This is a genomic window from Peribacillus sp. Bi96 (assembly GCF_918698115.1).
Classification (GTDB): Bacteria; Bacillota; Bacilli; order Bacillales; family DSM-1321; genus Peribacillus.
Genome location: NZ_CAKKLV010000026.1, coordinates 1 through 13,117, shown reverse-complemented (window position 1 = coordinate 13,117; position 13,117 = coordinate 1). Strand labels below are relative to the sequence as shown.

The following is a 13,117-nucleotide window of genomic DNA, read 5'->3' as shown; positions in this document are numbered from 1 at the left end:
AAGGAAGAGTAACTATGCCAAAATATAAATGTGTAATTGCTTATGATGGCACGGAATTCGCTGGTTATCAGGTACAGCCGGAGAAGCGTACCATACAAAGTGAGTTCGAAGCAGTCTTGGCTCAAATGCACAAAGGCACGATTATAAAAATGACTGCTTCAGGCAGGACAGATTCAGGCGTCCATGCAAAGGGGCAGGTCATACACTTTGAATCACCCCTTACATTTCCTACTGAAAATTGGGTAAAGGCGTTCAGTGCCCTGCTTCCGACCGATATCGTCGTTCTGGAAGTGGATATCGTGCCTGACGACTTTCATGCGAGGTTCCATACGACTGGGAAAGAGTACCGTTATATCATAGACCGCTCTAAACTTCGGGATCCGTTTCAACGGAATTACGCCTATCATTATCCTTATCCATTAGACGTAAATGCGATGAGGGAAGCAATTTCCCATTTGGTAGGAACGCATGACTTCACAAGTTTTTGTTCGGCAAAAACGGAAGTGGTCGATAAAGTTCGGACCATACAAGCAATCGATTTTGAAGAGAGCGATCGATTCATGGTTTTTCGATTCGATGGGGAAGGGTTTTTGTATAATATGGTGCGTATATTGGTTGGAACGCTTTTGGAAGTCGGAAGCGGCAAGATGGCACCCGGGGATATAATTGAGATATTGAACAAAAAAGACCGCAGTTTTGCAGGGAAAACAGCACCAGCCCAAGGCTTGTATTTATGGAAAGTATTTTACAAATAAAATTATTTTTCTGTGATACCAATTTTTTTACAACAGGTAAATCCGATGACATCAGTAATGAAGCGGCTTGACGCTATACTGACCGTTTCGTGGAGTTGCAGAAAGTGTTTTATAGACAACTTATCCTAGTGTAACATTCCCTTGACAATGAATCTGGGAGCAGTTAATATAATATGGTATGTATTTTAATCCCACGATAAGCCCCGGAAGTTTATTGTGATTGAAAATAAATATAAAAAATTAAAAAGTTTTTTAGGAGGTTAACCATGCGTACGACATTTATGGCGAAAGCTAATGAAGTAGAACGTAAATGGTATGTGATTGACGCTGAAGGCAAAACTTTAGGTCGCCTTTCTACTGAAGTAGCATCCATCTTACGTGGTAAACATAAACCAACTTTTACACCTAACATTGACACGGGTGATCATGTAATCTTAATCAATGTTGAGAAAATCCACTTGACTGGTAAAAAATTGACTGACAAAATTTATTACCGTCACACTATGCATCCAGGCGGTCTTAAAACTAGAACTGCTCTTGAAATGCGTACAAACTACCCTGAGAGAATGCTTGAACTTGCTATCAAAGGTATGCTTCCAAAGAATTCTCTTGGTCGTCAAATCTACAAAAAATTACACGTATACGCTGGAGCTGAGCACCCACACGCTGCTCAACAACCAGAAGTATACGAATTACGCGGATAATTACTAAGGAGGTTACTATCTTGGCACAAGTTCAATACTATGGTACTGGTCGCCGTAAGAGCTCAGTAGCTCGTGTACGTTTAGTACCAGGCGAAGGTCGCATCGTTATTAACGGTCGTGACATTAATGAATATATTCCTTTCGCAGCATTACGTGAAGTTGTTAACCAACCACTTGTTGCAACAGAAACTACTGGAAATTATGACGTTCTAGTAAACGTTAGCGGTGGTGGATACACTGGTCAAGCTGGAGCAATCCGTCACGGTATCGCTCGTGCATTACTTCAAGTTGATCCAGAATACCGTCCATCTCTTAAAACTGCTGGTTTACTAACTCGTGACCCACGTATGAAAGAGCGTAAAAAATACGGTCTTAAAGGCGCGCGTCGTGCACCTCAGTTCTCAAAACGTTAATCTATACGTTGTCAGCCCTTTCTCGGATTCAGAGGAAGGGTTTTTCATGTGTAAAAGAACGTAACTTTCTGGGTCATTAAAGGTGATATATTTGCGTTGCATTGGTCAGTTTGATTTTACAAACAAATCTTTTCCTTTAAAAAGACTCTTGCTAAAGGTTAATAGCATCTAAAAACGCCTAAAATGACATCTTGCCGGCGTGTAAATTGTATTGTTGACCCATTCCACTTGGGTCTCTTTAAAAAGGGCGCAGGAGCAATCTGGAGAGAATAAAGAGTTTTTCTCAAGAAAGGCAGCCTTTTATAACTTGTACGACTATTTCAAGGATATGGAACAGGCGAATGTTCTGGATGATATAATGGATAATGGATTAAGTTTGCTGACTAGGTTAAAAAAATGTCAGAAGTGGGTATTGAATACTGTGAAACCGTCTGGGGTTTGAAAACTTTTTTAGAAAAGATTGCATATGAGTCTGAACGAATTATAATTGAAAAGCGGCTTGTATCGATTACTTCAAAAAAACATTCAAGTTATGGGAATGTTGGCAGAAAGACTCAGTACAGGGTTTAAATAATTATTTTTTATAAAAAGAGTATGCAGCATCTTATCTTGTTCTTGATCGAAAGGCTCAGGTAAACGATGCGCCTGGTTTTTCTTCTTCAACTGACGGGGCAGATTTGTTTAAGTTCATTTTTTCATACAAACTTTATTTGAACAAAATAGCATTTGTAGTAATTTTATCTATTAATAATTGTAATACACTATGATATGGTTATAATTGAAGCAGAAAAGGTATGTGACTAGGTCACGCTGTGACGCCTAAGCAAAAGCGCCTACATCCTTTCTGAAAATATAGGGAGTGAGGAAGGTTAAAATGAGCAGCAGAGAAACTAAAACAGACGTCATCTTAATTGGCGCCGGAATCATGAGTGCGACATTGGGGACACTTCTGAAAGAATTAGTACCGGAATGGGAAATCAAAGTGTTTGAGAAGCTCGAAAACGCAGGTGAGGAAAGCTCTAACGAGTGGAATAATGCTGGAACAGGGCATGCTGCACTGTGTGAGCTTAACTACACAACTGAAAAACCAGACGGATCTATAGATATAAGCAAAGCTATTAAAATTAATGAACAGTTTCAACTTTCAACACAGTTCTGGTCTTACCTTGTAAACAGAAAGCTGATAAAAAATCCGCAGGACTTTATCATGCCATTGCCTCATATTAGTATGGTACAAGGGGATAATGATGTAACGTTCTTAAAGAAACGTTTTGAAGCCCTATCAAATAACCCTCTATTCCAAGGGATGGAATTTTCTGAAGACCCAGCAAAACTGATGGAATGGATTCCGCTTATTATGCAAGACCGTCCATCGAATGAAGCTATAGCGGCAACAAAAATCGACTCTGGAACAGATGTAAACTTTGGTGCTTTAACAGGGATGTTGTTTGACCACTTAAAAACTAAAAACGTCGATATCAAATATAAACATAGTGTTGATAATATTACACGTACTAGCGATGACTCATGGGAATTAAAAGTGCGTAATGTCGATAACGGCAGTGTCGAACGCCATGCTGCAAAATTCGTCTTTATCGGAGGCGGTGGCGGAAGTCTGCATTTACTGCAAAAATCTGGTATTCCTGAAGGGAAACACATTGGCGGATTCCCTGTAAGCGGTATTTTCATGGTGTGTAATAATCCAGAAGTTATTGAGCAACATCATGGAAAAGTATACGGGAAAGCTAAAGTTGGTGCTCCACCAATGTCTGTTCCGCATCTTGATACACGATATATCGACAATAAAAAATCATTGCTATTTGGACCATTTGCCGGCTTCTCACCGAAGTTCTTAAAAACAGGTTCAATGTTCGATTTAGTAACTTCCGTAAAACCGAATAATGTCTTAACCATGTTGGCAGCTGGCGCAAAAGAGATGTCATTGACAAAATACCTGATCCAGCAAGTTATGTTATCGAAAGAACAGCGCATGGAAGAGTTAAGAGAGTTTATCCCGAACGCTAAGATTGAGGATTGGGATTTAGTGGTAGCTGGCCAACGTGTGCAAGTTATCAAAGATACTGCTGAAGGCGGCAAAGGAACGCTTCAATTCGGTACGGAAGTTGTTAGTGCAGCTGATGGCTCGATTGCAGCATTACTAGGTGCTTCTCCGGGAGCTTCCACTGCAGTTCACGTAATGCTTGAGGTATTTAAAAAATGCTTCCCGCAACATATGAAAGAGTGGGAACCAAAACTCAAAGAAATGATTCCTTCTTATGGCATGTCACTAATGGGAAATCCAGAGCTTCTGCATGAAATTCATACTTCAACAGCAGAGACGCTTGGATTAAGCGATAAAGAGTTAGTCCATAATTAATTCTTTAGATGTAGAAATAAAGGTATTTAAGAAAAATGTTTAAGCAATGGACAATCGATTTCACGATGAAGAGTTTGAAAAGGCAGTGAATGAAAAACAGAGATAATATATAAATTTACTTTAGAAATGAGTAAATAATAAAATATCATTGAAAAAAAACACAGAACTTTTGATCTATCTTTGGATTGAAGGTTCTTTTTTTTATTATTTTCAGTTAGAGGGGTGAATGGTGAACTGCATCATAAGTGATCTATGTGTTTAATCCAACACTCACCTTGAAGTCAGGGCCTACAAAAATGGTCAATCTTTTTATAAACGAGTAATCCAATAAAATATTATAAGGGCATGTTTTTTAAAAAACATGCTCTTTCTTTTTGTTCGGTATCGGTTAATTTAGAGATTCTCCTATTTAATATCATGTCTTTATGGGAGGTGTAGCAAAGGCGTAATAACGTGCATTAGGATGACAAACATATTGGGTTTATAAAAGTTCCAACCCATAAAAAAGATGACCCCTGTGCAATACAGGGATCACCGTCTAAAATAGCCTAGCCTCTTTTTTAACCTTAGCAAAAGGGATGGTTTATACGATGGACGTCCTTTTTTATCCTAATTGATTCTAAAGCCAAGATTGGAGTTTATCGTCGAGTAAAAGTTAAATGTCCTTTTATTAAACACGACTTGTTCTTTTTTGGAAATGTACAGTTTTTGATAATCGTTATACTGGACGAATACTTCATAGCTTGATGACTTAAGCTGATTAAGTGTCTCTAAATCCAATTCAGCAGTTGCCCTTCCATTTTCATTGACGTTCAAAGGAAATTTATATTCCTGAGTCACATTTTTACGGTCTCTAAGGACGATATGCTGTACCTTTTGAACATGATCACCATATATATCGACTGTTAGAGTATAACGATCTTGAAAGAATGAACCGCCATGGAAAAGGGCGAGCATTGGCACACGGATTTGTTTGTTTTTCTCCTTGGAAAGCGGGACATTCATATATGGTAAATTATTTTCAATCACATAATTTTTTATCTTCTCTTTCTTGTCCCATTTATATAATTTCTTGATATCATCATAACGGCCCTCAAGGAAAAGGTCGTAGGCAACCTTATTGATCGGATGGAAAAAAGATTCCGATACATCATAGCTCAAATCTTTGGTCGTATCGATGACTTCCTGGAATTTATTGAAGTATTCTTCGGTATCTTCACTTTTTAAGAAATGATATCGATTGAACAATCTTGTAATGGAATCAAATTCATAAAGCCTGTTTAAGATCATCTTTTCCTTCTCTATATCCAACTGTTTACTCTTTACATAGTTGATCACTCGTATATTTGTATCCATTTTTTCCATGACATCAGTCTGTTTTGTTAGGGATGCGTCATTGTCATCCATTCGATTCAAATAATAAACGACTTGGGTCGTTGTCGAAATCGATTTACAATGTATAAGTACGTCAATGAAAAACTGTTTATCCTCTGCAAATTTCATCTCAGGGTACTGAATATTGTAATCTTTTAGCAATTTGAGCTTCATCATCCTTGCCCTTGGTCCTAGGTGATGAAAAAGATGCGGAATGGAGAATGGAGATACATTTCTCCTTTCCTTGCACGATTCATATTCACCGACTATTTTATTGCCCTTTGACCCCACTTCTATTGTTTTTCCCACTATATAATCATCATTGCTACCCTTGATTACCGTATATAACGATTTCAAACCGTCCTTATCCAACCAATCATCCGCATCCAGAAAAGTTATATAATCGGATTTTGCTAACTTTATGCCAAGGTTTCGTGGCTGGGCGGGTGTACCCGTATTATTTTTTAAAAAAACAACCATGATATTTTTATATGTATCGGCATATTCCAGCAAGATTTCACGTGATGAATCCGTAGATCCATCGTCAACAAGAATGTATTCTATATTTTTGAAACCAATTGATTGATTAATGACTGAATCGATGGTTTTTCGTAAAAAATTTTCTGCATTGTATACGGGGGAAACAACCGTTATTTTACTTTTTTTAAAGATAAAGCTGCTTTTATTTTTTATATAATATCCTTCTTCGTTATACGTTATATTATTTTCAATTTCAAAAGCTTTTCTTTTTGAATCAAATTGATCAGACATATATATCACTCCATTTATTTTGTAAGTTAAAAGATAGGGAAAATGAACGATTAAAATGGTGGATCGTTTGAATTTTGGATGCAACTATCTATCGGCAATTCTGTATGTTTCCATTTAGTTTTTACCTGTCCATCTAAGCTGCTTTATCCTTCGTATCATCTGAAGGAACATAACAGAGCTTCCTCTATATCCTTACTTTTTTTATTGCCCCACTTACTTTCAGTTTTGCATCATTCATACTCATACCTTAAGTTTTTAATACGTCCATTTGCAAGTATTAAGTCTGAAATCAGTGGGTACATTAGCATAACACATTTTTAAAGAGACTCCCCATTTTCTAATTGTTTTCCAGGATAATTGTACCATAACTATATTCCCGAGGATTTAATCGCGTAAACTTCATGTGCCAATCAAGGAAATCTATAACGAGTAGGTCTTTTATAAAAAACTGTCATTCCTCACATTAAATTGAAAATATTTCCTTACAAGTATAATCCTAACTCTTGGTATTTGCATTAATAGTTTTCCATCATTTGGGTCGAAGAGAAAGAAAGTCAGATGTATTATCGGTTTTTGGAGAACGTATCTCTTGCAGGGCATAGCCTATAGAGTAGCTGATAAAGGGCAGGCAATGATGTTCTGATGAATAACCTGCGAGGCACGGGCAGTGAGCGACCCGAGTCGGTAAGGACAACCTCGGGAAGCACCCTGAGCAGCAAATTATAGGGAGTTAAAGATGTATTTCAAAAAATAGCACAGCTTAAAGGATGAGCCTGAGCTTTATATTCTTGATTAGTCTTAGCTGCCTAGGTTCTGTTTTTTATTCATATAAAGGATAAGCCCCACAAGAAAGCTCCTGAGTGCCTTTAAAATAGCTGCAGGGATGTAAGCCGTTGAAGGACAATGGGGAAGAATCATTGCATGTATCCCGACGAAGAACCCGAAATGGTGCAGTCTGTCTTTAAAAGAAGAAATCTGTTAACAAATCGCATCCTTCATGTTTTTCTTCAATACACATTCTGAACTTATCCTCATTATTTTTTGCCAATACAATCAATGAATGGTTCATGGTATAACGCAAAAACTAAATTATGTCTCGGGAAATAATTTGGGAAATGGGGTCTGGCCCCGGAGGTGAAATATGACTGTGATATTAGGTTTACAGGAGATGCAAAGGGAAAGGCAATTGAAGTTCGAACGTAGGCTACTCAGGGACCTTTCTATTGCTGATATGAAGAGTAGGATTCAGCGTTACTTTGGACAGGATTTCATGGAAGTCTTGGAGGAAAGCTACTTTGATGTGGCCATCGAGGCATATTTATTAGGAGCTAACTATAGTAAGTTTGGTTATTATGGTGAGTCAGAGGACGATGTAAGGTTCCGGTGCCGGAAGGAAGAGAAGTTTTTGATCGATACTCTTTTTAACTTCATTTTGTATTGGCGGGAAGTCACAGCGAATAACGCTTTCAATGAAGGTTTGTTTTATTGTTGTGAGGGATTTGTAGGAGAGTGGTGGGTGGACGGTTTTAAGACTGGTGAAAAACGTTATAAAATGAAACTGCATTAAGAAGGCAAAAATTCCATTGTTTGTTCTAATTCCATGGTTTGTCCCATACTTTTTAATAGAGGGATAATGGAAGGGGAACGGTCATGCGCAGAAAGCTGAAATATACAGGAATCGCAATGGGATTGTTTGTCCTTTTTTTAATTATAACTTTTAAATTTGTGGAAGATGATTCTTGGGACTCCTGGAACCTTCCTTTGGCAGGTAAGGTAATCGTTCTGGACGCCGGACATGGGGGTATGGATGGCGGGGCAAATGTACAAGAGGTAATGGAAAAGGAAATAGCCCTATCCGTTTCATTAAAGGTCCGGGACTATTTACAGGAACAGGGTGCCCTGGTCATCATGACGCGTGAGAAGGACGAGGATCTGGCGCATAGTAAAACGAAAGGAATACGTCAGCGAAAACAGGAAGACTTACGAAATCGGGTTGAAATGATCAATGATTCGGAAGCGGACTTATTCTTAAGCATTCATTTGAATTCTTTTCCCTCAGCATCATCGAAGGGAGCACAAACCTTCTATACGAACAGGTTTGAGGAAAATGAGCAGGTGGCAAAATTCATACAGACCGAAATCATAAGAAATCTTGAAAATACAAAGCGTGACGCAAAAACGATAAATCATGTGTATTTGATGAATAATGCCAAGAAACCGGGAGCGCTTGTGGAAATAGGCTTCCTTTCCAATACAGAAGAAAGGGAACGCCTTATCAGTGATGGGTATCAAGATAAGATTGCCAGTTCGATTTATATGGGGATTTTACGTTACTTCACAGAGGAGAAACTATCGGATGAAAAGTGATTTCTGGGTCTTGTAGGGTACAAGGCCTTTTTATTTTTGGGGAAAATTCAGGAAAACGAATACAGGGCAGGATTATAAGCTTTCTTTCGGTAATATGGTATACTGAAATGGGAAAATAAAACGAATTCAAAGGGGTGCTCGACTTGCTAACAGAAGAGAAAGTACTGAATTTATTAAAGGATCTTAAAGACCCTTTTCTACATAAAAGCCTTGAAGATTCTAATGGAATTATAGAAATTAAAATAAAGCCTGAAAAGAATCATGTAAGCGTTAAACTTGCGATTGCAAAAACGGGGACTGCCGAGCAAATGCAAATGCAAACGGAAGTGGTGGACTTACTGAAAACGAACGGAGCTGAATCAGTAGGTATCCGCTTCACGGAACTTTCTGAAGACGAGTTGGCTAAACACCGTGAGAATATGCCGCAGGATGAAGTTGACCAAGGTTTACTAGGACCTAACAGCAAAACACAATTTATTGCGATTGCCAGTGGTAAAGGCGGAGTGGGTAAATCAACGATTTCAGTGAACTTCGCCACTTCACTTGCTCGTTTAGGTAAAAAGGTTGGACTGGTTGACGCCGATATTTATGGATTCAGCGTACCGGATATGATGGGGATAACAAAAAGACCGGTTGTTCGCGGGGAGAAAATCATACCTGTGGAACGATTTGGCGTTCAAGTTATCTCAATGGGCTTTTTTGTAGAAGATAACGCGCCCATCATCTGGAGAGGACCGATGCTGGGTAAAATGTTGAACAGTTTCTTTAATGAAGTGGAATGGGGAGAGTTGGACTATTTAGTCCTTGACTTACCACCGGGTACGGGCGATGTTGCATTGGACGTGCATACGATGCTCCCTTCATGTAAAGAAATCATCGTTACGACACCTCATCCAACCGCAGCCTTCGTTGCTGCAAGAGCGGGTGCAATGGCCATCAAGACAGAACACGAAGTCATTGGTGTCATTGAGAATATGTCGTTCTTCGAAAGTAAAACGACCGGTGAAAAAGAATATGTATTTGGAAAAGGCGGCGGCAAAAAGCTTGCAGAAGAGCTTCGTACAGAAGTTTTAGGTCAACTGCCCCTGCAACAGCCAGATTGGAACGAAGAGGATTTTGCTCCATCCATTTACGCAGCAGATCATAGGTTAGGCAGGATTTACGAGGATATCGCGAAAAAGGTCATAGAAAAGCTACAATAAAATGAAGGCTGATTCCATTGGGAATCAGCCTTATTTCATTCCTTCGCCTTTTTATCCTTATTTTCCTTCTCTACGGCTTTAGTAGCTGCTTTATCCAATCTCTCTTGTATTTTTGCTTGAACGAGAGGACTCTCCATTGTTTCGATGATCAGCTCTTTATAGACGGAACGCATTTCCTTGGTTTTTAATAATTTATTCATTTCTTTTTCCATATCCGGTTCTTTCAATATATCCATGATCATTCCGCGATACTGCGGATCAGCGGTTAAATCCTTCAATAGCTTTTTATGTTCGTCTTCTAGAGCTTTAGCATAAGCGGAAGCGAATTCAGGATCCTTAAATGTCTTTTTCCAAAATTCCTTTCCTTTATCTGAAGTGATCATATCTTCAATGGACTTCTTTATGACATCAGAATCCATAATAAGTTCAGCCTTCGTTTTATCATCGGAAATGATATCCTGGATGGCTTTTTTTCCATCATCTGTTTTCAAGATATCGACGACCATTTTCTTTGTCTCTTCATACTCCATTTTATCTGCACCTGTTCCATTTTGAGCACAACCGGAACAAACGAGTAAGAATGACGTGAAAAGCAAAGCAACTCCCACTCTCATACGCAGGGCCCCTTTCATCCTTCTTAATGTTAATATGGTTCCAATCGGCGATATTATTCTATGGTGGAATAAGTGGATTTTTCCAAATTTGGTTGGTACAATTAAGGAAATGAAATAGAAATGTATGGAGGAAAACAATGAACAGCCGTAATTTAGTTAAATTGTTTTTAACAACATTGCTTATCGGTGGTGTAACGGGCGGAGTTGTAGGGTTCTTGGCTCGATGGAGTGAGTTCAAGCCTTATTTTTCTTCTTTTGAAGTCAGTGCCATCCTATCCACTTTTATTTGGTTATTCGGTGTTGGCTTAATTTTTAGTGTCATAAGCCAAGCTGGCTTTTTTGCTTATTTAACGATCCATCGTTTTGGTCTGGGAATATTTAAAAGCGCTTCCTTATGGAATGCCGTTCAACTTGTACTTATCCTTTTTGTTGTATTTGATCTAGTTTATCTGCGGTATCTTAGCTTTGGTTCAGGCGAGGGGATTAGTTCCTACATCGTGTTAGCATTGGTCGTATTGGCCGCAGGGCTGATTACAGCTTATTTCAAAATGAAACAGACGAATGCCCAGTCCTTTATGCCTGCCTTGTTTTTCATGGTCGTGGTCACGGTATTGGAGTGGGTGCCCGTTCTGAAAACCAACGTTGAAGGCTGGCTTTACTTCATGCTGTTTCCGTTGCTGTTCTGCAATGCTTATCAATTATTGATTTTAGGCAAATTGATCGAACGTTCTCAAAAAGAATTAGCTAGTAAAAGAGCACATAAGCCAACTGGAACGAAGGAAAAGAAAATGAAAGCGGGCGAATTAGGTAAGGGTAGCTAAGCTATTTGTAAGTTGGACCATACATAAGGAAGTCAACATAAAAACTGCGTACTAATGGTTAGGGGGACCATTGGTACGCAGTTTTCCGTTTTTTGCAATATTATTCATTGAAGGGTGTTAGTGAATTTCCTCACTGCTTGCTGATGAATTGGAAATCATTTCTGAGACGTTAACGAAGTTTAAATTTTTGGAGCGAAGTTCATCTAATAGTTCTGGCAGTGCCTTATTCGTTTGTTTTGCTGAGTCAGATGCATGTAACAAGATGATATCCCCTTTTTGGGCCTTGTTGATGTTTTGGACGATCCGATCCACACCTGGATTGGTCCAATCCTTTGAATCGATGCTCCAGTGAACCACAGTATACCCAAAATTCTCACTGATCTTTAAAAGACGTTTATCAAAATGACCGGTGGGCGCCCGTAAAAGTTCTATATTCTTCACATTCAGTTTTTTAAATACTTCCTGTGCTTTAGATATATCCCGGATGATTTCTTGATCTTCCATTTCGGAGTAATCTTTATAATCGTAACCAAGCATACCGATTTCATATCCTTCTTTCCCGATTTCCGCTACTATTTCTGGATGACGCTCAGCCCACGATCCGGAAAGGAAAAAAGTGGCTGATTTAATTTTTTCCCTTTTTAATGTTTCTATTATCGGAGCTGCTTTCTCGTCACCCCAGCCAATATTGAACGTAATCGCGACATTCTTTTCCCCTTTATAAACCGCTTTTGGTCCATCCTCTGTAGAAAAAACAGGGGCATGAAGAATGTTTTGTACAAAAAGGAACCAAGCGGTAAACAATGCCGTTAGTAATATTAACGAATAATATTTGATGTTCTTTGCTTGAAGCACCATGAAAAATTTCATAAATCCATCCCCTTGTCCAAAAGACTCTTGTCTTCAAATTTATGCACGAGGATTTTTGTTATGCAAAAAAATCTATTGAAACTTCATAAAATCGGTGGGAATGGGGAAAGATGTCTGGTGGAGGTGTGAATCATGCTCGGTTTATTGATTAATGATAAAGAAAAGATGGAATTGGAGTACTTGTTAAAAAGAGAGATGGATGAAATACTATTCGATTTGCAGGATGAAAGAATTGATCACTTAGTCAAAAGGGCAATAAGTGAAAAATATAATATCCTTTTCAGGCTGTTTAAAAGGGTAAGTACTGAGGAGGAATGCCTGATGTATATGAGGGTGAAAACAAACTTAGCCAAAAGGAATCAGTCATGATATTTAAATGTGAATAATAATCAAAAAATCTATTGACTATTAATTTATACGCTGGTATATTATAAAAGTTGCTGCAACATAAGGGCTTTCGAAAAAGAGTGAAAAAAACTTTTTTGAAAAAACTTATTGACGAAGTAGCGATAAGGTGTTAAGATATTAAAGTCGCTAAGAGAGATAGCGAGTAATTGCTCTTTGAAAACTGAACAAAACAAAGCGCCAACGTTAAATTTTAAGTGAGCACACACTATCAAAAAAGCAAAATGAGCAAGTCAAACATTTCTTCGGAGAGTTTGATCCTGGCTCAGGACGAACGCTGGCGGCGTGCCTAATACATGCAAGTCGAGCGAATCGACGGGAGCTTGCTCCCTGAGATTAGCGGCGGACGGGTGAGTAACACGTGGGCAACCTGCCTATAAGACTGGGATAACTTCGGGAAACCGGAGCTAATACCGGATACGTTCTTTTCTCGCATGAGAGAAG

Annotated in this window: 12 protein-coding genes and 1 rRNA gene; 10 read left to right on the top strand and 3 right to left on the bottom strand. The window is 38.7% G+C overall.

All coding sequences use genetic code 11. The annotated features are described in order from the left end of the window. Positions 1 to 14: 14 nt before the first annotated feature. From truA to LQ203_RS22905, 4 genes are all read left to right on the top strand, one after another. Positions 15 to 755, top strand: a complete 741-nt coding sequence (gene truA / locus LQ203_RS22920) for a tRNA pseudouridine(38-40) synthase TruA (RefSeq protein WP_230161683.1) — start codon at positions 15 to 17, stop codon at positions 753 to 755. A gap of 266 nt (positions 756 to 1,021) precedes the next feature. After that, positions 1,022 to 1,459 carry a 50S ribosomal protein L13 gene (gene rplM / locus LQ203_RS22915; protein ID WP_034304960.1) on the top strand — a complete coding sequence of 146 codons (438 nt, stop codon included), beginning with the start codon at positions 1,022 to 1,024 and terminating at the stop codon, positions 1,457 to 1,459. A 20-nt stretch (positions 1,460 to 1,479) separates the two neighbouring features. Then, a complete protein-coding gene (gene rpsI / locus LQ203_RS22910; protein WP_034304957.1) occupies positions 1,480 to 1,872 on the top strand; it encodes a 30S ribosomal protein S9 in 393 nt (130 codons plus the stop codon). 874 nt (positions 1,873 to 2,746) lie between these two features. Continuing rightward, complete coding sequence (locus LQ203_RS22905; RefSeq protein WP_230161681.1) at positions 2,747 to 4,249, top strand: malate:quinone oxidoreductase; 1,503 nt, start codon at positions 2,747 to 2,749, stop codon at positions 4,247 to 4,249. A 609-nt stretch (positions 4,250 to 4,858) separates the two neighbouring features. On the opposite strand, the gene LQ203_RS22900 is transcribed toward LQ203_RS22905, so the two are convergent. Beyond that, the gene (locus tag LQ203_RS22900; RefSeq protein WP_230161679.1) at positions 4,859 to 6,394 is read right to left on the bottom strand and encodes a glycosyltransferase family 2 protein; all 1,536 of its coding nucleotides are present in this window, start codon (positions 6,392 to 6,394) and stop codon (positions 4,859 to 4,861) included. Between the two features lie 1,141 nt (positions 6,395 to 7,535). Between LQ203_RS22900 and LQ203_RS22895 the strand changes: the two genes are divergently transcribed. The 3 genes from LQ203_RS22895 (at position 7,536) to LQ203_RS22885 (ending at position 9,963) form a co-directional block, all read left to right on the top strand. After that, entirely contained in the window at positions 7,536 to 7,961 is a 426-nt protein-coding gene (locus tag LQ203_RS22895) for a DUF2521 family protein (RefSeq protein WP_230161677.1), read from the top strand. A gap of 83 nt (positions 7,962 to 8,044) precedes the next feature. Beyond that, complete coding sequence (gene cwlD, locus LQ203_RS22890; protein WP_230161675.1) at positions 8,045 to 8,761, top strand: N-acetylmuramoyl-L-alanine amidase CwlD; 717 nt, start codon at positions 8,045 to 8,047, stop codon at positions 8,759 to 8,761. Positions 8,762 to 8,904: 143 nt separating this feature from the next. Further along, positions 8,905 to 9,963 carry an Mrp/NBP35 family ATP-binding protein gene (locus LQ203_RS22885; RefSeq protein ID WP_230161672.1) on the top strand — a complete coding sequence of 353 codons (1,059 nt, stop codon included), beginning with the start codon at positions 8,905 to 8,907 and terminating at the stop codon, positions 9,961 to 9,963. Between the two features lie 35 nt (positions 9,964 to 9,998). On the opposite strand, the gene gerD is transcribed toward LQ203_RS22885, so the two are convergent. After that, positions 9,999 to 10,577 (bottom strand): spore germination lipoprotein GerD, encoded by a 579-nt coding sequence (gene gerD / locus LQ203_RS22880; RefSeq protein WP_230161670.1) that lies wholly within the window; start codon positions 10,575 to 10,577, stop codon positions 9,999 to 10,001. A gap of 137 nt (positions 10,578 to 10,714) precedes the next feature. Between gerD and LQ203_RS22875 the strand changes: the two genes are divergently transcribed. Further along, on the top strand, positions 10,715 to 11,398 hold the full coding sequence (locus tag LQ203_RS22875; RefSeq protein ID WP_230161668.1) for a KinB-signaling pathway activation protein: 684 nt from the start codon (positions 10,715 to 10,717) through the stop codon (positions 11,396 to 11,398). Positions 11,399 to 11,515: 117 nt separating this feature from the next. Here the strand turns inward: LQ203_RS22875 and pdaB are convergent, their stop codons facing one another. Further along, positions 11,516 to 12,268: a polysaccharide deacetylase family sporulation protein PdaB gene (gene pdaB, locus LQ203_RS22870; protein WP_230161666.1), complete on the bottom strand. Its 753-nt coding sequence runs from the start codon at positions 12,266 to 12,268 to the stop codon at positions 11,516 to 11,518. 132 nt (positions 12,269 to 12,400) lie between these two features. Between pdaB and LQ203_RS22865 the strand changes: the two genes are divergently transcribed. Both LQ203_RS22865 and LQ203_RS22860 read left to right on the top strand, forming a co-directional pair. Then, complete coding sequence (locus tag LQ203_RS22865) at positions 12,401 to 12,637, top strand: hypothetical protein (RefSeq protein ID WP_230161664.1); 237 nt, start codon at positions 12,401 to 12,403, stop codon at positions 12,635 to 12,637. A gap of 278 nt (positions 12,638 to 12,915) precedes the next feature. After that, positions 12,916 to 13,117, top strand: a 16S ribosomal RNA gene (locus LQ203_RS22860); the annotation flags it as partial.